The following is a 24,631-nucleotide window of genomic DNA, read 5'->3' as shown; positions in this document are numbered from 1 at the left end:
AGTCCGCTGCTTCACCCCGCTGCAACGCAGGGCGATCACCGCCCGAGACGGCGGCTGCATCATCCCGGGCTGCACCTGCCCACCGCAATGGACCGAAGTGCACCATGTGACACCGTGGCAAAACGGCGGCCCCACCAACGTCAGCAACGGGGTTTTGCTGTGCTGGTATCACCACCACAACATCGACACCTCCGGATGGCACATCCGCATGGTCCTGGGCATGCCCGAAGTCAAAGCCCCACACTGGATCGACCCCACCGCCACCTGGCGAAAACCACCCCAACACCGGGCCCACGACCCCAAAACCCGACGGCCACCCCACACTGAATGACTGGGGCACCCGGGCGGTGAGGACTGACTCTGCAGCCGACCCTGCCGCTGTCGCTGCCGCGACTTTGCCAGAATGGTGTCGGGCACGGTCCATCTGGGCGCCGGAACCTGGATCGAAGGAGTCAACATGTCGCAGGTAAAAATGTCTGAGCCGGTCATTGCCGTTGTCGGCGCCGGGGCCGTGGGCGGCCTGCTCGCCGCGCTGCTGGACCGCGCCGGCGTCGAGGTCGTTGCCGTCGCCAGACCGGAGACCGCTCGAGCGATCGCGGCGGAGGGACTCACCATCCACAGCCCGCACTTCGGCGACGGTGTCTCGAGGATCACCGCGGTCACCGAGATACCCGACGGTGCCAACGTCATCCTCGCCACCAAGGCTTTCGCACTCCCCGCCGTGATCGGCTCGCTCGCTCAGGCGCGGCCCGCTGAGGTGGTATCCCTGCTCAACGGCATCGAACACCTGGCGATCCTCCGCGACCACGCGCCGGGAGCCCTCGTCGCCGGAGCCTCGGTGGCGGTCGAATCGACGAGGCTCAGCCCCACCGTGATCGAGCATCGCAGCCCGTTCCTTCGGCTCACCGTTCCGGCCAACGCCGCCGACTCCGGCATCACCGCGGCGTGGCGGAAGGCCGGACTCGACGTCACGGTGGCCGGCACCGACCAAGAGGTGCTCTGGGCCAAATTTCGCTTTCTGGCCCCGATGGCCTTGCTCACCTCGTACTGGCGGTTGCCCATCGGCGCCGCCCTCGAACGCGACGCCGCACTGACGACCGCGGTGCTGACCGACGTGGCTCGGGTCGCCAGCCTGGACGGCGTGCCCACGGACGCCGGGCAGCTGGCCACGGCCCTCGCCGCGTTGCCGGCGTCTATGCGCTCGTCGCTGCAGAACGACCTGGAGGCGGGGCAGCGAAGCGAGCTGGATGCCATCGGGGGAGCCCTCGCCCGCCGCGGTCGCAGTCTCGGTGCGGACACCGCCGCCGTGGATGGGCTGTTGGCGGACCTCACTGCGAGATGACTTCGGAACGGCTACATCGCTGGGATGACTTCCCGGGGACGCCGGGATGATCTGGTGGCCGGAACCCGGACGCGGCGCTGGGGGAGCCCTACGCTGTAACCATGCCGGTTCCAGGGTTTCTCACGCGTGCCGCCCCGCACCGCTGGGCACTTGAACCCGCGCTCGGTCTGGCTGTGGCCCTGGTGTGGGGGATCCCGGCCCTCTGGGCGGGCCAATCGGCGGCACTGCTGGCGGTCTGGATGTTCGCGATCGCGGTGGGCCTGTCCCGCTTCGCCCCTCTGCTGGGGCTGACCATCGGCGCTGTCGCGACACTGGCCGTGGTCACCGCCGGAACCGGCTACTTGAGCGGGCCGGGCGCCGTACCGCTGCTGCTCACCTCCGGCTGCCTGGCGGTCTGGGGCGCCGGACTCCACGGGCGGCGCTGGGTCAGGTTCGTCGGCCTGGCCGCGGGGCTCCTCCTCGGCATGCTCGTCACAGTCTTCCTCTTGCTGCCTCTGTCGATGCAGGGGGCGCAGGACCTGGACGGGACACTCCGGTTCTTCGGCGACCTCGGATTTCGGCTCACCGGCGGTTTCCTGGCCGCCCTCGCTCTCGTAGGCGGCTGGGCGCTGGCGCTGGTGGTTCGGGGCCGGGCCGATCGCCGTGGCGCCGCAGGGCCGGTCGAGGCAGATGCCCTCACCCTGGAGACCTGGCTGATGCTGCCGCAGGGCGCACCGACGGGCACGGTGACGATGGGCGTCCCGATCCGAGGCCCCCTCAGCGCTCTGCTCGGTGACCGCACCGGCGGCCGGCTCGTCTTCCGCCCGGTCTCACGGCGCACCGTCACCGTCGACGTCGGAATCGCGGTCACCTTCTCCCTCTTCTGCCTCATCATCGATGCCGGCAATGGCATCGTGTCGTTCCTCGTGCTGGTCGGCTTCACGGCCGCCCTGGCCGTGCGCCGGCTGTCACCGGGCCTGGCCCTGACGATCGCCTGGGTCAGCGCCCTCGCCCAGATGCTGGCCGGGCTGCCGGTGCTGACCGGCAACTTCGCGGTGTTGGCCGTTCTGTACGCCACGGCGGCCTACGGCGACAGGATGCTGCGCTGGGTCGGCCTGGTTTCCGTGGGGATCGGCGCCGTGCTCGCCGCCGGCTATATCGCGGTTATCCAACAGGGCGCGCTCTCCATCGGCGAGGCACTCGCGCAAGGCAACGCGGCCGGCCTGGTCTGGTCCTTCGTGGCCACCCTGATCGCGAGCGTCGCGGTGCTCGGTCTCTCCTGGACCCTCGGACTACTCATGCGAACCTGGCAGACCGCCAGGGCGGGCCGGCTCAGCCAGCATCGAGCGGTGGAGGAACAGCGCGTCGCGCAGCGCAGCGTGGTCGTCGAGCAGGAACGCAACCGCATCGCCCGCGACATGCACGACGTTGTCGCCCACTCCCTGGCCGTGGTCATCGCCCAGGCCGACGGGGCCCGGTACGCGCGTGCCGCGAACCCCGAGGCCGTCGACGAGGCGTTGACTACCATCTCGACCACGGCCAGGGACGCCCTGGGCGACGTGCGCATCCTTCTCACCCGTCTGCGCCAGGACGCGGCCGACGGACCGCAACCCGTGCTCGCCGACCTCGACCGCCTGGTGGCGCAGATGCAGAGCACCGGGCTCGACATCGAGTGGACCACCACGGGCACACCCACCACCCTGGGCTCCGGCGCCCAGCTGGCCGTCTACCGCATCGTGCAGGAAGCCCTCACCAACGCCCTCCGGCACGGTGACGCTGGTCGGGCGGTATATTTGAGCCTCGCCTGGACGGACGGATGGGTTGCGGTGACGATAGACAACGCGGTGCGACCGAGCCCGGCCGCTGACGCATCCGGTGTACTCGGCCACGGACTACCCGGCATGCGCGAACGGGCGCTCCTCGCCGGCGGCTCGTTGACCGCGGAGCCCATCGGCGGCCGGTTCATCGTGGCCGCGCGCCTGCCGGCCATCACCACCAGTGCCCTGGTACGGCCCACCGTGCTGACCCCGGCCCCGCCCCGACCAACGGAGAACGCCCATGAGTGACGTCCACCCGGCGGATACTCCGCGCATCCGGGTCGCCCTCGTCGACGACCAGGCCCTCTTCAGGGCCGGGATCCGCATGCTGGTCTCCTCCCAGGACGATCTGGAGTTCGTCGGAGAGGCCGGCAACGGCGCCGCCGGCGTCACCATGGCCGCCGCTGTCTTCCCCGACGTGATCCTGATGGACATCCGCATGCCCGTGATGGACGGCATCGACGCCACTGCGGCCATCATCGCCGCCGCCACCCTGGCCGGAACGACCCCGCCGCGGATCATTGTGCTCACCACCTTCGAACTCGACGAGAGCGCCAGCCGGGCCATCCGCGGCGGGGCGAGCGGCTTCCTGCTCAAGGACGCCGATCCGGAGTTCCTGCTCGCGGCCATCCGCACCGTGCACGCCGGCAGCGCCGTCATCGCCGCCTCCGCCACCCGCGAGCTCTTTGCCCACTTCGACGCTCCGGCCCCGGAGCAGGAGGTGCCGGTGGCGTACACCACCCTGACCAGCCGGGAACGGGACATCTTCGCCCTCGCCGCCCTCGGCCTGAGCAACGCCGAGATCGCCGCAGGTGAGTTCCTGAGCGAGGCCACCGTCAAGACTCACATCAGCCGCATCCTGGCCAAGCTCTCGCTGCGCGACAGGGTGCAGCTCGTGGTCTTCGCCTTTCAGCACCGCCTCACCCAGTAGCTCTGCTCCACCCGGTAACCGCCCAGCGGATGACCCGGCACCGCCGGCACTCATCCGTCCGGCCCCGCTGATTACACCCGGGGCCCGATGCGGCCGCTGGCACCGGATTCGTACCGTGGAAACATGGAAAATTCACCGTCAGAACTCGGCCTCGCGGCCAGAGTCACCTCCCTGCGCAAGATCTACGGCTCCGCCACCACGTCGGTGACGGCCCTCGACGACGTGTCCATCGGCATCCGTCGGGGCCAGTTCACCGCCATCATGGGCCCGAGCGGCTCGGGCAAGTCCACCCTGATGCACATCATGGCGGGGTTGGACACGGCGAGCGCCGGCCAGGCCTGGCTCGGTGACACCGAGATCAGCGCCCTGGATGACGCCGCACTGACGGTCCTCCGCCGGCGGCGGATCGGCTTCATCTTCCAGGCCTTCAACCTCGTACCCACGCTGGACGTGCGAGGCAACATCCTGCTGCCCTTCGCGCTGGACGGCCGGAAGCCGAGCACCACCGAGAACAACTGGATCGAGCAGCTCATCGACTCGCTCGGCCTGGCCGACAGGCTCACGCACCGGCCGCACGAGCTCTCCGGCGGACAGCAGCAGCGCGTCGCCATCGCCAGGGCCCTGGCCACCCGGCCTGAACTGGTGTTCGCCGACGAACCCACCGGCAACCTCGACTCACGGAGCGGTCGGGAGGTGCTGGCCCTACTCAAGGCGGCGAGCACCGGCTACGGCCAGAGCATCGCCATGGTCACCCACGACCCCATTGCGGCCAGCTTCGCCGACCGGATCCTCTTCCTCGCCGACGGCCGCCTGGTCGAAGACCGGGAACGGTCCTCGGCCGAAGACATCTCCCGCATCATGCTCGGCATGGAGCAGCGCGCATGAGCGGCCGCGGTGCAAGCCTGCTCGTAGCCGGCCTCGCCTCGGCCTTCGGCGTGGTGCTGCTGCAGGTCACCAGCGTGCTCGCCACGGTGATCAGTGGTGACGACGTTTCCGACATCGGGGCGGTGCGCTCGGCACTGTCAATCGTGGCGGTCCTGTTCATCACCATCGCCGTGTACGTCAGTTCGATCGTCACCACGAACACCGTCGCGACGATCATCGCCGGCCGCACCCGCACCATCGCCCTGATGCGCCTGATCGGCTCCAGCGCCCGTGATCAGCGCCGCGCGGTGGCCAAGGAAGGCCTTCTCGTCGGTGCCGTCGGCGCCGTCCTCGGCGCGGTCGTGGGAACGGTGCTTCTCAGCATCGGACTGTGGATAGCCGTGGCCGCCGGCACGCTGCCTGACCTGCGGTACAGCCTGATCGAGCCGCTCCTGGCGCTTCCCGTCCTCGTTGTGGTGCTCTCCACCTGGTGCGCGGCCTGGGTGGGCTCGCGCCGGGTGCTCTCGGTCAGTCCGATGCAGGCCGTCGGCGCCGCCCAGGAACGCTCGCTCGAGGAAACGGTCCGACGTCCGGCCCGCAACATCGTCGCCGTGCTGCTGATCGTGGCCGGGGTCCTGTTCCTCGCCGGCGGTGTCGTCGTGGGCCAGATCAGTGAGTACGGTGTCCTGCTGGGCCTGGTAGGCGGGCTGCTGTCCTTCAGCGGGCTCGTGCTGGGCTCGCACCTGATCATGCCGCCCGTCCTGGGCCTCGTGGGTCGTCTGCTGGGTTCGAACGCACCGTCCAGGCTCGCGGCCGCCAACGCGCAGCAGCATCCGGAGCGGAGCTCCAGGGCCACCATCGGCCTGGTCATCGGCGTGACGCTGATCACCATGTTCGCCGTCGCCGGGGCCACCTTCGAGAAGATGATGGCGCTGGCCATGGAGGACCCGTCGGTGCGCGCAGCGATCAGTGAGATGGTCGGCATCAGCCTGGCGGTGATCTCGGTGCTGGTGGGCTTCAGTGCCCTCATCGCGGCGGTGGGCATGGTGAACAACCTGGCCCTGAGCGTGCTCCAGCGGTCCAGGGAGATCGGGTTGCTGCGGGCGCTCGGCTTCACCGGCGGACAGGTGCGCAGGATGATCCTGGCCGAGAGCCTGCAGATGACCGTGGCTGCGGTCGCCCTCGGGCTGGCCCTCGGCGTCGTCTACGGCTGGGCTGCCGCGCAGTCGCTGTTCGGCACGGTGGCCAACATCGGGTTCGTCACACCGGCGGTGCCCTGGTTGCTCGTGGTGCTCAGCGTGACCGGGACCGCCGTCCTGGCCGTCGCTGCGACCATCGTGCCCGCCCGGCGCGCGGTGTCCGTCGCCCCGGTGACCGCCCTGGCCGCCGGCTGAGCGGATGCTGAGGAACTCTTCGGCAATCGGTGTTAGCCTCTTTGTGTGCTGTTCGGTCTGCTCCTCCTTAGCTGCCGCGACGAGTCCTAATCTGAGGCCTCACTCGTCGCGGAGTTTGTCGTCGGCTGACCACCACTCGCGAGGAGAGATTAGACCATGAAGAACAATCAGGCCGCATCGACTATGCCGGTACACAAGTACCGCCCGTATCAGGACCAGTTCAGCGTCGACCTGCCGGACCGCACCTGGCCGGCCAACCGCATCACCGTCGCACCGCGCTGGTGCGCCGTCGACCTGCGAGACGGCAACCAGGCTCTCATCGACCCGATGAGCCCCGAACGCAAGCGCATCATGTTCGACCTGCTGGTGCGGATGGGCTACAAGGAGATCGAGGTCGGCTTCCCGTCGGCCAGCCAGACCGACTTCGACTTCGTCCGCAGTCTCATCGACGACGGCGCGATCCCCGACGACGTGACCATCCAGGTGCTCACCCAGGCTCGTGAGCACCTGATCCGTCGCACATACGAGTCCATCGTCGGCGCCAAACAGGCCATCGTGCACCTGTACAACTCCACCAGTGTTCTGCAGCGCGATGTCGTGTTCCGGGAGGACAAGCAGGGCATCATCGACCTGGCCCTGTTCGGCGCCCGGACCTGCCGGGCCCTCGAGGCCACGGTTCCCGGCACCGCCGTGTACTACGAGTACTCGCCGGAGAGCTTCACAGGCACCGAGCTGGAGTTCGCCGTGGACATCTCCAACCAGGTGATCGAGATCTTCGAGCCCACCCCGGAGCGCAAGGTCATCATCAACCTGCCGGCCACCGTCGAGATGGCCACGCCCAACGTCTACGCCGACTCCATCGAGTGGATGAGCCGGCACCTGGCCCACCGCGAGAACGTCATCCTGTCGCTGCACCCGCACAACGACCGCGGCACCGCGATCGCGGCTGCGGAGCTGGGTTACCTGGCCGGCGCCGACCGTATCGAGGGCTGCCTGTTCGGCAACGGCGAACGCACCGGCAACGTCGACCTCGTCGCCCTGGGCATCAACCTGTTCACCCAGGGCATCGACCCGCAGATCGACTTCGGCAACATCGACGAGGTCAAGCGCACCGCGGAGTACTGCAACCAGCTGCCCGTTCCCGAACGCAGCCCCTGGGCGGGCGACCTGGTCTTCACCGCCTTCAGCGGCTCCCACCAGGACGCCATCAAGAAGGGCTTCGAGGCCATGGCCGCCGAAGCGGCCGAGACCGGGGCCAGCGTCGACGACCTGGTCTGGGCCGTACCGTACCTGCCGATCGACCCCAAGGACCTCGGCCGCAGCTACGAAGCGGTCATCAGGGTCAACTCGCAGTCCGGCAAGGGCGGCGTCGCCTACCTGCTCAAGACGGACCACCACCTGGACCTGCCGCGGAAGCTGCAGATCGAGTTCTCCGGCGTCGTGCAGGCCAAGACCGACACCGACGGCGGCGAGGTCACCAGTGATCAGATCTGGGACATCTTCAACGACGAGTACCTGCCCGCCAACCACACCAACCCGGATGCGAAGTGGGGCCGGTTCGAGTTGTTCTCCACCCGCACCTCCAGCGACCTGGCCGGCGCGGTAGACCTCACCGTCGACCTGCGCGATTCGGACGCCGTCGCCCCGGCCACGGCGACAGGCAACGGCCCGATCGCCGCGTTCCTGGGCATCATGGCGGACCGTGGCGTCACGATCACCCTGTACGACTACGTTGAGCACGCCATGGCCGCCGGCGGAGACGCCTCGGCCGCGGCGTACGTCGAGCTCGACGTGAACGGCAAGCGGTTCTGGGGCGTCGGCATCGACCCCGACATCTCGACGGCATCACTGAAGGCCGTCGTGTCGGCGGTCAACCGCGGCATCCGGGCCGAAGCGGGCGATCGGGAATTGGCGACCGTCTGACCTGCACGCGGATGGCCCCGGCTGCGACTCTCGTCGCGGCCGGGGCCATCCTGCGTATTGCGCCGTCCTGTGTACGGCTCAGACCCGCATGGCCCGTCGGGCCTGGCTGGGTGTGAGCGGCTGAGGAACCGGCACTGGTTCGCCGTCCGGCTTGCCCAGCACCGCCGTGCAGTCATCGATCGCCTGGGCCAACAGTGCGTAGAGACGCTCATCGGTGTCGGGAATGCACGCCTCGGCGATGCCCTGCACCGTGATGCGGATGATCGACTCCGCGGTGCGGTCGGTGAACCGGGTACGAGACCACGACCCGACCGAACCCATGAACTCGCGCGCCCAGCGTTCGGTTTGCGGCGCCTTGTCGAATGCCGCACGTACCTGCTCTGACACATCGATCGGGGTTCCCTCCGACGACCGCGCCAGGTGACGCTGACAGTTGAGGATGCCCACGGCCAGGGCCCGCTGGTGATCGGCGCTGACCACCGGCAGACCGGCCGTCGCGGCCCGCAGGGCCACGACAAGACGGACCCGCTGGTCGTCGCCGCGCAGTCCGATCACGGACGGGATCAGCATCATCAGGCGGGATCTGGCGTCATCGGAGGTGCAGTCGTTGACCATGCGTGCCAGCGAGGCCACGACCGGATGTGTGCACGCTGGATGGTCGCTCCACGCCTCACCGGACAGGTGCGACGCGAATTCCATGAAGCACGCTCCGCTGCGTGGGGACTTGTGTTTGCCCCGGGAAAGGACAGGCAACAGCTCGGGCGCAGTGCCCTCGTATCGTTTCATGGAGTACCTCCCTGCGACGTGGTTGTGCCTCAATACTGACCCCAGATTGGGGGAAAGGCGAGGCCAAAACCGGTCCGGATGACAAATGCTCAGAAAACGCTCCGGAACGCGTCAGCGGTCAGCCGTGACGGTGGGCTCGGGGTGCGCCTGGGTGCGGCGCCGTGGCCAGAACCGCAACGGCTGGATCGAACCCCGTCGGCGCCAGTGCGGCCAGCTGCCGATGGCCCGTTGCTGCGGCAGGGTCCAGCCGAATCGGGCTGCGAGGACCCGGATGACCGTGGTCGTGACCACGCAGATCATTGCCGCCGCGGTGATCGGCACCTCGAGCACCACAAGAGTGACCAGGAGCCCGCAGCCCACCAGAGCGGCGACGGCGTACAGCGAGCCGACGTGCATCACGGCGATGGGCACGTTCAGCATCATGTCTCGCAGCACGGACCCGCCCACAGCGGAGACCACCCCGACGAACAGGGCGGGAATCTCCGGCAGGCCGGCGGCGAGCGCCTTGGTGGTGCCGATCACGCCGAACAGGCCGATGGTCACGGCGTCCAGGGTGATGATCAGCGGGCCGAGCCGGTTGAACAGGCTCTGCAACAGCATGCCCAGCAGCGCGAACACCGCCGCGACGGGCAGGTACCAGTTGCTCAGCAGCGCGGCCGGCACCCCGCCGAGCAGGATGTCGCGCAGCAGGCCGCCGCCCAGGCCCACCGTGATGCCGATGATCGAGATGCCCAGCAGATCCATCCGGCGGTCGGTGAACCGGCCCGCGAACATCGCCCCCTGGATCGCGCCGATGGCGACGGCGACGAGGTCGATCCAGAGCGGAATGGCGAAGAGGGGAGTGGGCACCGTCAATATCTACCACGGCCCGCATGACCTCCGGCGCGGGCGTCGGCATCCGTCCGCCGGAGTGGGAGAATTGACCGTGCCCGTTTACCGTGATGAAGCCGTCGTGCTGCGTACCCACAAGCTGGGCGAAGCCGACCGCATCATCACCCTGCTCACCCGCCAGCACGGCAAGGTGCGTGCTGTCGCCAAGGGCGTGCGCCGTACGGCGTCGAAATTCGGTGCCAGGCTCGAGCCGTTCATGGTCGTCGACGTGCAGCTCTATATCGGTCGCAGCCTCGACATTGTCAACCAGGCCGAATCGATCGGCTCGTATGGGGCCGTCATCACCGCCGATTACGGCAGCTACACCGCCGCGAGCGCCATGGTCGAAACCGCGGATAAGCTCACCGAATCCGAGGGATCGCTGCAGCAATACCTGCTTCTGGTGGGGGCGCTGCGGTCTTTGTCCAGGCACGAGCACGGCTCCGGCGCCACCCTCAACTCCTACCTGCTCCGGTCACTGTCCATGGCCGGCTGGGCGCCCAGCTTCCACGACTGCGCCCGCTGCGGCGCGCCGGGCCCGCATTCGGCTTTCGTGGCGCAGGTCGGCGGCATCGTCTGCGACAACTGCGCCGCCCCGGGTTCGCCCCGCCTCGACCCCGACACCATCGCCCTGCTCAGCGCCCTGCTCACCGGAGACTGGGCCTTCACAGCCGATGCCTCTGACACCACCCACGCCCAGGCCACCGGGGTCGTCGCCGCATACACGCAGTGGCACCTCGGCCGCGGCCTCCGATCACTGGAGCACGTGCGCCCATGACGCCGAATCCCTTCCGTTCCTCCTCGAGCACCCCCTTCACCCACAAGGACGCGGTGCCGTTCAAGCCCGTCGACTGGACCGGGCTCTACCCGCCGGCGCTGCCCGCCAAGGCCGTGCCGGAACACGTGGCCGTGGTGATGGACGGCAACGGCCGCTGGGCCAACGCCAGGGGCCTGTCCAGGGTCGAGGGCCACAAGGCCGGTGAAGCATCACTGCTCGACGTGGTCGCCGGAGCCATCCAGATCGGCGTCAAGCACCTCAGCGTGTACGCGTTCTCCACCGAGAACTGGAAGCGCTCACCCGACGAGGTGCGCTTTCTGATGGGCTTCAACCGGGATGTCCTGCACCGCCGTCGCGACCAGCTCAACGACTGGGGCGTGCGGGTGCGCTGGGCCGGCCGGAAGCCCAAGCTGTGGGCCTCGGTGATCAACGAGCTGCAGTTCGCCGAGAAGCTCACCGCCGGCAACGACGTGTTGACTCTGACCATGTGCGTCAACTACGGCGGCCGCACCGAGATCGCGGATGCCGTGCGGGCCCTGGCCGAGGACGTCGCCGCGGGCCGGCTGAAGCCGTCCGGCATCACCGAGAAGTCCATCCAGCGGCACCTGTACACCGCCGACCTGCCCGACGTCGACCTGTTCGTACGCAGCTCCGGTGAGCAGCGCACCAGCAACTTCCTGCTCTGGCAGAGCGCATACGCCGAGATGGTGTTCCTGGACACCCTCTGGCCCGACTTCACCCGCGTCGACCTCTGGCACGCCATCGAGCTGTACGCCGCCCGCAACCGCCGCTACGGCGGCGCCGTGGACACGCCCACCGCCTGACCGTTCCGGGTACGCGGGAATAACTGGAGGGTCCGCTCGAGTTAGCCTCCACGTGAGCGAAACCATCAAAGTAGACATCTGGTCCGACGTGCAGTGCCCCTGGTGCTACATCGGCAAACGCAAGTTCGAGGCCGGCGTGGCCGCATTCGGCGACGACGTCGAGGTGGAGTACCACTCCTTCGAACTCGCCCCGGACACCCCCGTCGATTTCGCGGGCAGCCCGATCGATTACCTCAGCGAACGCAAGGGCATCCCGGTGCCGCAGGTGCTCGAGATGCTGGAGCGGGTCACCGGCATCGCCGAGAGTGTCGGCCTGCACTACGACTACGACTCGGTGCACCAGACCAACACCATCAAGGCGCACGAGCTGCTGCACTACGCCAAGGCGCACGGTCTGCAGCTGGAGATGAAGGAGAGCCTGCTCAAGGCGTACTTCGTCGACGGCGGCCACGTCGGCCGCATCGAGGATCTCGCCGACCTCGCCGCCACGGTCGGCCTGGACCGCGCCGACGTGGTGCGCTCCCTCACCGAGAACGAGTACCTGGCCGCGGTCAAGGCCGATGTCGCCCAGGCCACCGAGTACGGCATCCAAGGGGTGCCCTTCTTCGTGATCGACGGCAAATACGGCATCTCCGGCGCACAGGACCCTGATACCTTTGCGCAAGCCCTCCGCCAGGTCCGCAGCGAGCGGACCGACACCGACACCCGCGCAACCGAGGAGACCCACGCATGAGCGAGACCACCACCGCGACCGACACTGCGACCACCCCGGTGCTGCGTCCGATCATCCAGCTGCTCGACCAGCCCGACGCCGGCGGATGCTGCGGCGGCGGGTCCTGCGGCATTTAGCCGTCCGACGTTTCAGCCCGGCCGGCCGACGGTTTTCCACCGTCGAACGAACGTGGCGTCCATGCCCGGCCAGGTCTGGGAGAATTGGATGAGATGAACACTCCCACTTCCACGATCAGCCCGGTGTCCCCGCTACGAATCGGCGACATCGAACTCGATGTGCCCGTGGTGCTGGCACCCATGGCCGGCATCACCAACACGGCGTTCCGCCGGCTCTGCCGCGAATACGGCGCCGGACTCTACGTGAGCGAAATGATCACCTCACGGGCGCTCGTCGAACGCACCCCGGAATCCATGCGGCTGATCACGCACCACGAGAGCGAGAAGACCCGCTCCATCCAGCTCTACGGTGTCGACCCGAAGACGGTCTCAGAGGCCGTCACCATGCTCGTCGCCGAGGACCGCGCCGACCACATCGACCTGAATTTCGGCTGCCCGGTGCCCAAGGTCACCCGCAAGGGCGGGGGAGCGGCGCTGCCGTGGAAGATCACCCTGTTCCGGGAGATCGTCGAGGCCGCCGTGACGGCCGCGGGGACGATCCCGCTGACCGTCAAAATGCGCAAGGGCATCGACTCCGACCACCTCACCTACCTCGAGGCCGGTCGCGTCGCCGAGGGCGCCGGCGTCGCCGCGATCGCGCTGCACGCCCGCACCGCCGCGGATTACTACTCCGGCCACGCCGACTGGGCCGCCATCAAGACCCTCAAGGACACCATCACCAGCGTGCCCGTGCTCGGCAACGGTGACATCTGGTCCGCCGCCGACGCTCTGCGCATGATCGAGGAGACCGGGTGCGACGGCGTCGTCGTCGGCCGTGGCTGCCTGGGACGTCCGTGGCTGTTCGGCGACCTCGCGGCGGCCTTCCGCGGTGAAGTACTCAAGGCCGAACCCTCCCTCGGCCAGGTCGCGGATGCGTTCCGCCGGCACGCAGAGCTGCTCACCGAGTTCTTCGACAGCGAAGAACGGGCCTGCCGCGATGTGCGCAAGCACGTGGCCTGGTACTTCAAGGGCTACCCCGTCGGCGGTGACCTGCGCGCCAGCCTGGCCTCCGTCGTGTCGCTCGAGCAGCTGGACGAGCTCCTGGCGACCATGGACCCCGACCAGCCGTATCCCGGCATCGGGGCCGAGGGCCAGCGCGGCCGGGCCGGCAGCCCCAAGAAGACCTCCCTGCCCGAACGCTGGCTCGAGTCTCGCGACATCGTCGGCGCAGAGCGCAGCAATCTCACGGAGGGCGAGGGGGACACCAGCGGTGGTTAATCAGACCGGATACAGCGTTCACGACGAGGCCAGGTTCCGACCTGAAGAGCATGATTCCAGCCGCAGCGACTTCGCCCGCGACAGGGCCAGGCTGCTACATTCCAGCGCCCTGCGCCGCCTGGCCGCGAAGACCCAGGTGCTCAGCCCTGCCGCCGGTCTGGACTTCGCCCGCAACCGCCTCACCCACTCGCTCGAGGTCGCGCAGATCGGCCGGGAGCTCGCCCTGCGCCTGGCCCTGGACCCCGACATCGTCGATACGGCGTGCCTGGCGCACGACATCGGGCATCCGCCGTTCGGTCACAACGGCGAGAAGGCCCTCAACACCTGGGCCGCCGACATCGGCGGCTTCGAGGGCAACGCGCAAACCCTGCGCCTGCTCAGCCGGCTCGAACCCAAGGTTTTCGGAGACAACGGCGCGAGCTTCGGACTCAACCTCACCCGCGCCAGCCTCGACGCCAGTTGCAAGTACCCGTGGGCAGCCGACTCCTCGGTCGCCGACCCGAGCGGACGCGCCAAATTCGGTTTCTACGAGGACGACCGCGCGGCCTTCGAATGGCTGCGCGACGGCGCACCGGAACGCCAGCTCTGCGTCGAGGCGGAGGTGATGGACCTCTCCGACGACATCGCCTACTCGGTGCACGACTTCGAGGACGCCGTGGTCAACGGCTACCTCGACGTGGAACTGCTCAGCAGCCGCAGCGATCACGCCGCCCTGGTCACCTCGATGTACGAGTGGACCGGCGGGCAGTTCAGCCACGACGAACTCATCGCCGCCTTCGACAGGCTCGACGCCCTCGACGTATGGCTGCACGGTTGGAACGCAGGCCGCCGGGACCAGGGCCGTCTGAAGAACCTGACCAGCCAGCTCATCGGCCGGTTCAGCGGCGCGGCCGTCTCGGCCACCAGAGCGGCCTACCCCGACCGACATCTCATCAGGTTCGCCGCCCACGTCGTGGTCCCGCGGGAGGTCCAGGCCGAGATCGGCGTGCTCAAGGGCATCGTCGCCGCGTTCGTCATGTCCACCCACGTGCGCCAGCCGATCTACATCGAGCAACGCGAAACACTCACCTACCTGGCGGACACGCTGTTGGCGACGGGCGACGAGCACCTGGACCCCGGCTTCCGGGAGGACTGGGTGGCTGCCGCGGACGACGCGGCCCGCAAACGCGTGATCGTCGACCAGGTGGCCAGCCTGACCGATCAGAGCGCGATCGCCCTGCAGCGCCGGTTGCACCTGACCCGTGAACCCGCCGGGATCACGCTTCGGACCGGTGCCGCATGGCAGGACTGATCCGGCAGGGCGACGTCGAAGAGGTCAAGTCCCGCACCAACATCGCCGACATCATCAGCGACTATGTCAGCCTCAAATCTGCCGGGGTCGGTTCGATGAAGGGCCTGTGCCCGTTCCACGACGAGCGCAGCCCCAGTTTCCACGTGCGTCCGCAGGTCGGGTTCTACCACTGCTTCGGCTGCGGAGAGAGCGGCGACGTCTACTCCTTCCTGCAGAAGATGGACCATGTCAGCTTCAGCGAGGCTGTGGAACGGTTGGCCGGCCGGGCCGGCATCGAACTGCACTACGAGGGTGGCGGCGCCGAGGCCCCTGACCACACCAACCGGGCGCGGCTGTACGCGGCCAACCAGGCCGCCGCCGAGTTCTTCATCGACAAGCTCGGCAGCCCGGGGGCCCAGGTGGGCCGCACCTTCCTCGGCGACCGTGGCTTTGATGCTCAGGCCGCCGAACGGTTCGGCGTCGGCTTCGCGCCGAAAAGCTGGGACGAGCTGACCAAACATCTGCGCGGCCGTGGTTTCAGCACCGAGGAACTCACCCTCTCCGGCCTGGTGTCAGCCGGGGACCGGGGGATCTACGACAGGTTCCGCGGCCGCCTGGTCTGGCCGATCCGTGACATCACCGGGCAGACCATCGGCTTCGGCGCCCGCAAGCTGCTCGAGGACGACAAAGGCCCCAAATACCTCAACACACCCGAAACCCCGATCTACCACAAGGCCCAGGTGCTGTACGGCCTGGACCTGGCCAAGCGTGACATCTCCCGCAACCACCAGGTGGTGGTCGTCGAGGGCTACACCGACGTCATGGCCTGCCACCTGGCCGGCGTGACCACGGCCGTGGCCACCTGCGGAACCTCGTTCGGTGTGGACCACATCAAGGTGCTGCGCCGGGTACTCGGCGACGACAGCGGTGTCGGGGAGGTCGTCTTCACTTTCGACCCTGATGCCGCGGGGCAGAAAGCCGCCGTGCGGGCCTTCGCCGAGGAGCAACGGTTCAGCGCCCAGACCTTCGTGGCCGTCGCCCCGGAAGGGCTCGACCCGTGCGACCTGCGGCTGCACCGCGGAGACGACGCCGTGCGTCGACTGGTCGACTCCAAAAAGCCGATGTTCGAGTTCATGATCCGCCAGCTTCTGGCCCAGTACAACCTCGACACCGTCGAAGGCCGGGTCTCCGCCCTGCGCGCGGCCGCCCCGGTGGTCAGCGACATCCGGGACCCGTCATTGCGACCGGGCTACACCCACGAACTCTCCCGCATGCTGGGAATGGACCTCGGTGAGGTGTCCCGCGCCGTCAGCTCGGCCCAGGCGCGGTCCCGCACCGCGCCCCTCGAGGCACCTCGCCGGGCGGGAGAACCGGCACCGGCCCCGCGCGAGCGCCTCTTCGCCCTCGCCGACCTGCCCCAGGACCCGGTCACCCGGATCGAGCGCGACGCGCTGATGGCGATGCTGCAGCATCCGACTCTCGTCGGGCTCGACCTCGTGCAGCGGGCGGTGTCGACCGGCATGACCAACAGCACCCTCGCGGTCGTCCGGGACGCCGTGGCCGCCGCCCTGCCGCACGCCGCGGCTCCGGACTGGCTGGAACGGGTCGTCGCAGAGACCCCGGCTCCGCTGGCGAACCTGGTCACCGAACTGGCGATGGCCCCACTGCCTGAGCGCACCGAGCGCGAGGTCACCCGCTATGTGCGAGACATCACCATCGTGCTGATCGAGAAGGACCTGCTGCGGCAGAAGGCCGAACTGCTCGGCCGCCTGCAACGGGCCGATGCGACCAACCGTGAGGTCTATGTCGCGATTCAGCGCGAGCTCGTGCGGGTCGAAGCCGAACGGCGCAACCTCCGGGTCGAGTAGCCGGCTTATATTGCGGGTCTATTAAGATGCATTGCAGAATGGCCGTCTGACGCGCAGAGTGTGCTAATTCTTGGTTTACAGCAACGCATATCTGCGTCTGAGCGCAGATATTCGGTTTCACCAAGACACCCACACCTTGAGGAAGAGGCATTCGACTATGGCTTTTGAACCCACCAGGCGCGGCCGCGCCGTCGGCGTCACCGCCGGTCTCGCCGCCGCAGCACTCGTGCTCGCCGGCTGTGCAGGCTCCACCGCCGAGGAGGCGGGCGCCGCTCCGCTGACCATCGGCACCACCGACAAGGTCACCACCCTTGACCCGGCCGGCTCGTACGACAACGGCTCGTTCGCCGTGCAGAACCAGGTCTTCCCGTTCCTCATGAACACGCCGTACGGCAGCCCCGACGTCGAACCCGACATCGCGGTCTCCGCCGAGTTCACCGCGCCGACGCAGTACACGGTCACCCTCAAGCCCGACCTGGTCTGGGCCAACGGCAACAAGCTGACCTCGTCTGACGTCAAGTTCACCTTCGACCGTCAGTTGGCGATCGCCGCCGACAACGGCCCCTCCTCGCTGCTGTACAACCTGGAAAGCGTCGACACCCCGGACGACACCACCGTCGTGTTCAACCTGCTCGCCCCCGACGACCAGATCTTCCCCCAGATCCTGTCCAGCCCGGCCGGCCCGATCGTGGACGAAGAGTCATTCTCGGCCACCGAGCTCACCAGCGACGACGACATCGTCAAGGCCAATGCGTTCGCCGGACAGTACGTCATCACCAGCTACGACTTCAACAACCTCATCGGCTACAAGGCCAACCCCGACTATGAGGGTCTCCTGGGTGCGGCGAAGACCGACGTCGTGAACGTCAAGTACTTCGCCGACTCGTCCAACCTCAAGCTCGAGGTCCAGGAGGGCGGCATCGATGTGGCGTTCCGCAGCCTGTCCGCGACAGACATCGAAGACCTTCGCGGCAACGACAACGTCGAGGTCGTCGACGGACCCGGCGGCGAGATCCGCTACATCACCTTCAACTTCGACACCCAGCCGTTCGGCGCCACCACAGCCGACGCCGACGCGGCCAAGTCCCTCGCCGTTCGCCAGGCGGTTGCCGACCTCGTCGACCGTGAAGAGATCGCCGACCAGGTGTACAAGGGCACGTACACCCCGTTGTACTCCTACGTCCCGGCCGGCCTGACCGGTGCGACCGAGTCCCTCAAGGGCCTCTACGGCGTCGGCAACGGCGCTCCGGATGCCGACAAGGCCAAGGCGACCCTCACGGCCGCCGGCGTCACCGAGCCCGTCGAGCTCAACCTGCAGTACAGCAACGACCACTACGGCCCCTCGTCCGGTGACGAATACGCGCTGATCAAGGACCAGCTGGAGTCCAGCGGCCTGTTCACGGTGAACCTGCAGACCACCGAGTGGGTGCAGTACTCCAAGGACCGTTCCAGCGACGTGTACCCCGCGTACCAGCTCGGTTGGTTCCCGGACTACTCCGACGCTGACAACTACCTGACGCCGTTCTTCCTCACGGAGAACTTCCTGAAGAACCACTACGTCGACCAGGAGGTCAACGACCTGATCTTGCAGCAGGCCGTGACGGTCGACCCCGCCGCGCGCACCGCGCTCCTCGAACAGATCCAGGACAAGGTCGCGGCCCAGCTGTCGACGGTGCCGCTGCTCCAGGGTGCGCAGGTCGCCGTGACCGGGACGACGGTGACGGGAGCCAGCGACACGCTCGACGCGTCGTTCAAGTTCCGTTACGCAGCCCTGGCCAAGGGCTAGGCTCGCAGGTTTCACCTAGCTAGACGACGGGGGCGTTCAGGCGACTACGCGCCGAACGCCCCCGTCTTTCGTTTGCATAAGTGAGGTAGGAATGACGACTGTAGCGACAACGCCAGCGGCCCCGGCGGCCGGGCGACAGCCCACCACGACGGCACCGAAGAAAAAGGGTTCCGGCGGCGGCATCATCCGCTACATCGTGATCCGCTTCCTGCTGATCTTCCCGACCATCTTCATCCTGGTCTCCATGGTGTTCTGGCTGATGCGCACCACGGGTGACCCGATCACCGCGGCACTCGGTGGCCGGCTGAGCGCCGACCAGCTCGCCGAGCGGGTCGCCGCGGCCGGCTACGACAGGCCCATCCTGGTGCAGTACGTCGAATACCTCGGCCAGATTTTCACGGGCAACTTCGGCACCACGATCAGCACCAACCGGCCGGTCTCGGAGGTGCTCCTCACCTACGGCGCCGCCACCGCCGAGCTGGCGTTCTACGCCCTGCTGGTGGCCTTCATCGTCGGGATCCCGCTGGGCATGGTCGCCGCGTACTGGCGGGACAAGTCGCCGGATGCGTCCTTGCGAATCTTCGCAATCCTCTGCTACGCCACCCCGGTGTTCTTCTCCGGCCTGCTCTTCAAGCTCATTTTCGCCGTCTGGCTGAAGGTCCTGCCTGTCGCCGGCCGGGCCTCGACGAGCTCGGAGCTGCAGATGCAGCTGCTGCCGGGCAAAACCGGTCTGTACACCATCGACGCCATCCAGACCGGCAACCCGGCGATCCTGGTCGACGTCCTGACCCACGCGGTGCTGCCCGCCCTAGCCCTCGGTCTGCTGACCGCCGGGGTCTTCCTGCGCCTGGTCCGCACCAACGTGATCGGCACCCTGGGCACCGATTACGTGGACGCCGCCCGGTCCCGCGGGGTCAGCGAATTCAGGCTCGTGCGGAAGCACGCGTACCGGCCAGCACTGATTCCGATCATCACGGTGATCGGCCTCCAGATCGCCCTGCTCCTCGGCGGCGCCGTGCTGACCGAGACCACCTTCGAGTGGAAGGGGCTGGGTTTCATGCTTTCCGAATTCCTCCAGGCCAGAGACTTCGTCGCCGTCCAGGGCATCGTCGCCCTGCTCGCCGTCATCGTCGCCCTGTCCAACTTCATCGTGGACATCATCGCCGCGCTGATCGACCCGAGAGTGCGGTACTGATCATGACCCGGATCGATTCCCCGCCGCGCCGGCCCAGCCGCCTGGCCCGCCTGCCCATCATCCACCAGCTCCACCAGAGCGTCGGCCTGCAACGCGGGATGCTCGTGGCCGGCCTGGTCATCACGGCACTGTTCGTGCTCACCGCCATCCTGGCGCCGCTGGTCGCGCCGTACGGCTACAGCCAGCTGCGCGGTCCGGACGGGGTCTTCGGCGCCCAGCAGCCGCCAGGTGGCGCACACCTGTTCGGCACCACCGTCGGCGGTTACGACGTGTTGTCCAGGGTGCTCTGGGGTGCCCAGACGGCCCTGTTCGTGATTGTGGTCGCCGTCCTGCTGTCGATCTTCGCCGGCGTGTTCCTGGGCCTGGTGTCCGGGTACTTCGGCGGCTGGCTCGACCGCGTGCTCGTCGTCGTCTGTGACGCCGTGTACGCCTTCCCATCGCTGCTGCTGGCCATCGTGATGTCCATCGTCATCTCCGGCGGCAAATCCGACCTCGTCGGCGGGGTCATGGCGGCAGCCATCTCGATCACCGTGGTGTTCATCCCGCAGTACTTCAGGGTGATCCGGGCCGAGACCGTGCGGATCAAATCCGAGGCCTACGTCGAATCCGCCCGGGTGCTGGGTTCCGGCAACATCCGGATCATGGTGCGGCACGTGTTGCGCAACGCCACGCGAACGCTGCCACTGATCTTCACTCTCAACTCCTCCGAGGCGATCCTCACCCTCGCCGGACTCGGCTTCCTCGGTTTCGGCATCGAACCGACCGCCGCATCCGAATGGGGCTACGACCTCAACAAGGCGATCTCCGACGTGTCCAGCGGCATCTGGTGGACCTCGTTGTTCCCCGGGCTCGCGATCGTGTTGGTGGTGATGGGCATCACCCTGGTCGGCGAGAGTCTCAACGACCTGGCCGACCCACGACTGCGCGGCCGCCGCGCGGTCGGCGCCAACGCCGGCCTGGTCGCCGAGACCTCCGTGGTCCCCGGCGGTACCCTGACCGCCGGCCCCGGCGGTCTCGGCGGGCTCGAAAGCGGCCCCCTCCACACCAACGACGGCGAGGCCACCTCATGAGCGATATCCGCACCGACCAGCAGACCATCCTCAGGATCGACGACCTCGGCGTGTCCTTCTCCACCGATGCCGGCGCCGTTCGCGCCGTCGACGGGGTCACTCTCAGCGTGCGCCGCGGCGAGGTCCTCGCCATCGTCGGCGAGAGCGGCAGCGGCAAGACCGTCACCGCCAAGACCATCCTCGGGCTGCTGCCGGAGACCGCGGTCTCCGAGGGCGCCGTGATCCTCACCAGCAGGGATGGGGCGAGTGAGAACAACGTCATCGCGCTCAGCCGCCAGCGCCTGCGCCAGGTGCGCGGCACCGACGTCTCCATGGTGTTCCAGGAGCCGTCCACGGCGCTGAACCCGGTATACACCGTCGGCTGGCAGATCATGGAGGGCATCAGGGCGCACGGCACCGTCAGCCGCGCCGACGCTAGGAAGAAGGCCATCGAGATCCTCGGCAGGGTCGGCATCCCCGACCCCGAGGTGCGGGTCAACTACTACCCGCATCAGTTCTCCGGCGGTCAGAAGCAGCGGGTGGTGATCGCCATGGCCCTGGTCCTCGAACCGGGCCTGATCGTCGCCGACGAACCCACGACCGCGCTCGACGTGACCGTGCAGGCCGAGATCCTCGACCTGCTCCGACGCTGCCGCGACGAGTTCGGGACCGCGATCGTGCTGATCACCCACAACATGGGTGTCGTGGCCGACCTCGCCGACAGGGTCGCGGTGATGTACCAGGGCAAGGTCGTCGAGGAAGCCGACGCTCAGACCCTCTTCAGCTCACCCCAGGATCCGTACACGCAGAAGCTACTCGCAGCGGTGCCGTATGTGGGCCAGGGGGTCGTGCGGGCGGCGGAGCGGGCCGAGGCCCGTTCCCCGGAGTGGGCCGCACAAACCCCCGTCGTCGTCGCGGACAACCTGCGCATCCAATACCCCGGCAGGCTCGGCCGGCCGGGCTTTGTGGCCGTGGACGGAGTGAGCTTCTCGATCCGCCCGGGCGAGGTGCTCGGCCTGGTGGGGGAGAGCGGGTCGGGTAAGACCACCATCGGCCGGGCCATCGCCGGCCTCACCAGGGTCACCGACGGGTCCCTCACCGTTCTCGGACACGAGATGAACGGATTCAAGGAGCGCCGGTTCAAGCACCTTCGCAGCGATATCGGCTTCGTGTTCCAGGACCCGGCCTCCAGCTTCAACCCGCTGCTCACCATTGCGGACTGCGTCGCCGAACCCCTCGTGGTACACGGCAGGGCCGCCAACCCCCGGGCCGCGCGAGCACGGGTCGACGAACTGCTCGAGGCCGTCCAGCTGCCGCGTGCCTTCGGTGACCGCTTCCCGCACGAGCTCAGCGGGGGTCAGCGCCAGCGGGCCAGCCTGGCCAGGGCCCTGGCGCTGGAACCTGCCCTGCTGATCGCGGACGAACCGACCTCAGCGCTGGACGTGTCTGTGCAGGCCAGGGTGCTGGAACTCTTCGCGGAGCTGCAGCGCGAATTCGGCTTCGCGGCCCTTTTCATCAGCCACGACCTCGCCGTTGTGGACATCCTCGCCGACCGGATCGCCGTGCTCTACCACGGTCGCCTGGTCGAGGAGGGCACCGGCGCCCAGGTGCTCGGATCGCCCCGGGACCCGTACACCCAGCGGCTTCTCGCGTCGCTGCCGGTGCCCGATCCGGCCGCCCAGGCGAAGCGGCGGGACGAACTCCGGAGGCTGCGTGCGGCAGGATAGAAGTCATGAGACGCGTCGAAGCAGATCCGTATCCGATCGTTGCCAGTGACCTGACCGTCGAATACCCGGGCCACGGCGCCAGCCCCGCGTTCGTGGCGCTGCGCGGACTGACCCTGACCCTCGGCCGGGGGGAAGTCCTCGGACTGCTGGGCGAGAGCGGGTCGGGCAAGAGCACGATCGCCCGGGTGCTCTCCGGGGCGGACTCCGGGACCGGCCACGGTGACGTGCGCGCGCAGATCACCGGCGGGCAGGCGACGGTGCTCGGCTACCCGCTGCGGCGCATCGGCCGACGCAAACTCGCCAGGCTTACCTTCGGCGTGGGGATGCTCGCCCAGAATGCCGCGAGCACCCTCCCCGCCAGCCTCACCGTGGCGGACATCGTCGCCGAACCCGTCCTCGAACGCGATCGGCGCTACGACAGAGCGGCGTTGGAGACCCTCGTCGCGACGATGATCGACGCCGTGCGCCTGCCGCTCTCGGTGCTGGGCAAGTACCCCTATGAGCTCAGCAGCGGCCAACGCCAGCGTGTTGCACTGGCCAGGGCCCTGGTCTTCGGGCCGACGCTGCTCATCGCCGATGAACCCACCGCGGGCGTGGATGCCCTGGTGCGCGACGATGTCATCGACCTGATCGGCGAGCTGCAACGAGAACGTGCCTTTTCGGCCGTGCTGATCAGCAACGACCTGAGCGTGCTCCGTCGGGTCGCCGACCGGATCGGGGTCATGCACCAGGGCGTCCTGGTCGGGCTGGGCACCATCGACGAGGTCTTCGACAACCCGTGGCATCCCTACGTCGTCGAACTCGCGGCGGCGCTGACGCTGGACGGCGCAGCTCTGGATTCCACCGTGCTGGATTCCACAGCTTCGGATTCCACCGTGCTGGATTCCCCGGCGCACGATGTCGGGGCCGACACCGACCGGAGCCCGGAGGCATGACCGGGCAGCACCGCGCGGTCCTCTCCGACGAACCCGAGCGCGACCCGGGCGGATGGCGGCCGACGGCCGGTCCGGTAGCCATCCTGCCCGAGGACAACGCTCTCTTCGCCGGCGCCGTCGCGTCGGCCGGGGGAGTCGTCGCCCCGCTGTCACCGGACACCCGGGGACTCATCTGGCTGTCATACGCCCGCGCCGCGGAACTCGAGGAGGTGCTGGCGGAAAACCCCCAGATCGGCTGGGTGCAGCTGCCCTGGGCCGGTGTCGACGCTTTCGCCGACATTCTCTCCCGGCATCAGCGGCACGACCTGCTCGTGACCAGTGCCAAGGGCGCCTACGCCCAACCGGTGGCCGAACACGCGTTGGCCTTGATCCTGGCGTCGCTGAGGGTGCTCCCCGTGCGGGCCAGGGCGCGGTCCTGGAATTCGGTGCCCGCCGGAGCATCGCTCTATGGCCGGTCGGTGCTGATCATCGGGGCCGGCGGCATCGCCCGTGAACTGATCCGGCTGCTCGAACCGTTCGGCACCCGCATCGTGGTGGCGCGTCGCAGCTCGGAGCCCGTGCCGGGAGCCGCCCGCACCGTGCCGGTGGGGCAGCTGAATACGGAGCTGCCCCTGGCCGACATCGTGGTGGTCGCTGCCGCGTTGACCGGCGACACCCGGCACCTGCTCGGCGGGGCCGAACTCGCCCTGATGGCGTCGACCGCCCACCTGGTGAACATCGCCAGAGGCCCCCTGGTCGACACCGACGCGCTCGTGGCCGCTCTGGCCGCCGGCACGTTCGCGGGCGCGGCCATCGACGTCACCGACCCGGAACCGCTGCCGGACGGGCATCCGCTCTGGAGTGAGCCCCGGTGCCTCATCACGCCGCACATGGCCGACACGCCCGAGATGACCGCGCCGCTTCTGGCCGAGAGAATTCGGCTCAATGTGGCCGCTTTGCTGGGAAACGGGCCGTTTGTCGGGGTTGTCGACCCCGCTGCGGGGTACTGAGCGTCCACTCGGATTTGGTGCACGGCGAACTTTTGGTAAAGTAACTACGCCGTTCAAGCGAGGGAAACTTTCGCTGAGCATGCATTCCTCGATAGCTCAATTGGCAGAGCAGCGCACTGTTAATGCGCAGGTTCTTGGTTCGAGTCCAAGTCGGGGAGCGAAAAGGCCACTAGGGGCTCCACCCCCGGTGGCCTTTTT

The 24,631-nt window shown here is 68.2% G+C and carries 21 protein-coding genes and 1 tRNA gene; 20 read left to right on the top strand and 2 right to left on the bottom strand.

Translation table 11 applies throughout. From position 1 onward, the window contains the following. The 7 genes from E3O57_RS01135 to leuA all read left to right on the top strand — a co-directional run. Positions 1–331: HNH endonuclease signature motif containing protein (locus E3O57_RS01135; protein WP_134456544.1), on the top strand; the 331-nt coding region annotated here is incomplete at its 5' end. A gap of 126 nt (positions 332–457) precedes the next feature. Continuing rightward, positions 458–1,342 (top strand): ketopantoate reductase family protein, encoded by an 885-nt coding sequence (locus tag E3O57_RS01130; RefSeq protein WP_165788013.1) that lies wholly within the window; start codon positions 458–460, stop codon positions 1,340–1,342. A gap of 101 nt (positions 1,343–1,443) precedes the next feature. Next, positions 1,444–3,387, top strand: a complete 1,944-nt coding sequence (locus E3O57_RS01125; RefSeq protein WP_241990257.1) for a sensor histidine kinase — start codon at positions 1,444–1,446, stop codon at positions 3,385–3,387. After that, a complete protein-coding gene (locus tag E3O57_RS01120; RefSeq protein ID WP_103480202.1) occupies positions 3,380–4,069 on the top strand; it encodes a response regulator transcription factor in 690 nt (229 codons plus the stop codon). Before E3O57_RS01125 ends, E3O57_RS01120 begins: the two co-directional genes overlap by 8 nt. A gap of 123 nt (positions 4,070–4,192) precedes the next feature. Further along, the gene (locus tag E3O57_RS01115) at positions 4,193–4,954 is read left to right on the top strand and encodes an ABC transporter ATP-binding protein (protein WP_103459742.1); all 762 of its coding nucleotides are present in this window, start codon (positions 4,193–4,195) and stop codon (positions 4,952–4,954) included. After that, the gene (locus tag E3O57_RS01110) at positions 4,951–6,327 is read left to right on the top strand and encodes an FtsX-like permease family protein (RefSeq protein ID WP_103480203.1); all 1,377 of its coding nucleotides are present in this window, start codon (positions 4,951–4,953) and stop codon (positions 6,325–6,327) included. The genes E3O57_RS01115 and E3O57_RS01110 overlap by 4 nt, the downstream gene beginning before the upstream one ends. Positions 6,328–6,483: 156 nt before the next feature. Next, complete coding sequence (leuA, locus tag E3O57_RS01105; protein ID WP_103431755.1) at positions 6,484–8,250, top strand: 2-isopropylmalate synthase; 1,767 nt, start codon at positions 6,484–6,486, stop codon at positions 8,248–8,250. A 78-nt stretch (positions 8,251–8,328) separates the two neighbouring features. Here leuA and E3O57_RS01100 read toward each other — a convergent pair whose 3' ends face one another. Together E3O57_RS01100 and E3O57_RS01095 are read right to left on the bottom strand one after the other, a co-directional pair. Then, positions 8,329–9,036: a hypothetical protein gene (locus tag E3O57_RS01100; RefSeq protein WP_206750285.1), complete on the bottom strand. Its 708-nt coding sequence runs from the start codon at positions 9,034–9,036 to the stop codon at positions 8,329–8,331. Positions 9,037–9,147: 111 nt separating this feature from the next. Continuing rightward, entirely contained in the window at positions 9,148–9,885 is a 738-nt protein-coding gene (locus E3O57_RS01095; RefSeq protein ID WP_088456117.1) for a trimeric intracellular cation channel family protein, read from the bottom strand. Positions 9,886–9,961: 76 nt separating this feature from the next. On the opposite strand from E3O57_RS01095, the gene recO reads away from it, so the two are divergent. The 13 genes from recO (at position 9,962) to E3O57_RS01030 (ending at position 24,591) form a co-directional block, all read left to right on the top strand. After that, complete coding sequence (recO, locus tag E3O57_RS01090) at positions 9,962–10,684, top strand: DNA repair protein RecO (RefSeq protein ID WP_088457987.1); 723 nt, start codon at positions 9,962–9,964, stop codon at positions 10,682–10,684. Continuing rightward, complete coding sequence (locus tag E3O57_RS01085) at positions 10,681–11,508, top strand: isoprenyl transferase (protein ID WP_088456118.1); 828 nt, start codon at positions 10,681–10,683, stop codon at positions 11,506–11,508. The genes recO and E3O57_RS01085 overlap by 4 nt, the downstream gene beginning before the upstream one ends. Positions 11,509–11,560: 52 nt before the next feature. Then, the gene (locus tag E3O57_RS01080) at positions 11,561–12,241 is read left to right on the top strand and encodes a DsbA family protein (RefSeq protein WP_103459745.1); all 681 of its coding nucleotides are present in this window, start codon (positions 11,561–11,563) and stop codon (positions 12,239–12,241) included. Between the two features lie 209 nt (positions 12,242–12,450). Continuing rightward, positions 12,451–13,614: a tRNA dihydrouridine synthase DusB gene (dusB, locus tag E3O57_RS19000; RefSeq protein WP_088456120.1), complete on the top strand. Its 1,164-nt coding sequence runs from the start codon at positions 12,451–12,453 to the stop codon at positions 13,612–13,614. Continuing rightward, positions 13,607–14,905 carry a deoxyguanosinetriphosphate triphosphohydrolase gene (locus E3O57_RS01070; protein ID WP_241990256.1) on the top strand — a complete coding sequence of 433 codons (1,299 nt, stop codon included), beginning with the start codon at positions 13,607–13,609 and terminating at the stop codon, positions 14,903–14,905. Before dusB ends, E3O57_RS01070 begins: the two co-directional genes overlap by 8 nt. Further along, positions 14,893–16,752, top strand: coding sequence for a DNA primase (gene dnaG / locus E3O57_RS01065; RefSeq protein WP_088456122.1), 1,860 nt, complete (start codon positions 14,893–14,895; stop codon positions 16,750–16,752). Before E3O57_RS01070 ends, dnaG begins: the two co-directional genes overlap by 13 nt. Positions 16,753–16,909: 157 nt before the next feature. After that, the gene (locus E3O57_RS01060) at positions 16,910–18,538 is read left to right on the top strand and encodes an ABC transporter substrate-binding protein (protein WP_103480205.1); all 1,629 of its coding nucleotides are present in this window, start codon (positions 16,910–16,912) and stop codon (positions 18,536–18,538) included. A gap of 91 nt (positions 18,539–18,629) precedes the next feature. Further along, a complete protein-coding gene (locus E3O57_RS01055) occupies positions 18,630–19,733 on the top strand; it encodes an ABC transporter permease (protein ID WP_088456124.1) in 1,104 nt (367 codons plus the stop codon). A gap of 2 nt (positions 19,734–19,735) precedes the next feature. Then, positions 19,736–20,803 carry an ABC transporter permease gene (locus tag E3O57_RS01050; protein WP_088456125.1) on the top strand — a complete coding sequence of 356 codons (1,068 nt, stop codon included), beginning with the start codon at positions 19,736–19,738 and terminating at the stop codon, positions 20,801–20,803. Further along, positions 20,800–22,509 (top strand): ABC transporter ATP-binding protein, encoded by a 1,710-nt coding sequence (locus E3O57_RS01045; protein WP_103459747.1) that lies wholly within the window; start codon positions 20,800–20,802, stop codon positions 22,507–22,509. Before E3O57_RS01050 ends, E3O57_RS01045 begins: the two co-directional genes overlap by 4 nt. Positions 22,510–22,514: 5 nt before the next feature. Further along, a complete protein-coding gene (locus E3O57_RS01040; protein ID WP_103459748.1) occupies positions 22,515–23,444 on the top strand; it encodes an ATP-binding cassette domain-containing protein in 930 nt (309 codons plus the stop codon). After that, complete coding sequence (locus tag E3O57_RS01035; RefSeq protein WP_103480206.1) at positions 23,441–24,433, top strand: D-isomer specific 2-hydroxyacid dehydrogenase family protein; 993 nt, start codon at positions 23,441–23,443, stop codon at positions 24,431–24,433. The genes E3O57_RS01040 and E3O57_RS01035 overlap by 4 nt, the downstream gene beginning before the upstream one ends. Positions 24,434–24,518: 85 nt before the next feature. Beyond that, positions 24,519–24,591 (top strand) — tRNA-Asn (locus E3O57_RS01030). Positions 24,592–24,631: the final 40 nt, after the last annotated feature.

The sequence above is a fragment of the Cryobacterium sp. TMN-39-2 genome (genome assembly GCF_004402745.1).
In the GTDB taxonomy this organism is placed as follows: domain Bacteria; phylum Actinomycetota; class Actinomycetes; order Actinomycetales; family Microbacteriaceae; genus Cryobacterium; species Cryobacterium zongtaii.
Note: the sequence above shows the minus strand (reverse complement) of the source record. Positions and strands in the feature narration are given on the sequence as shown.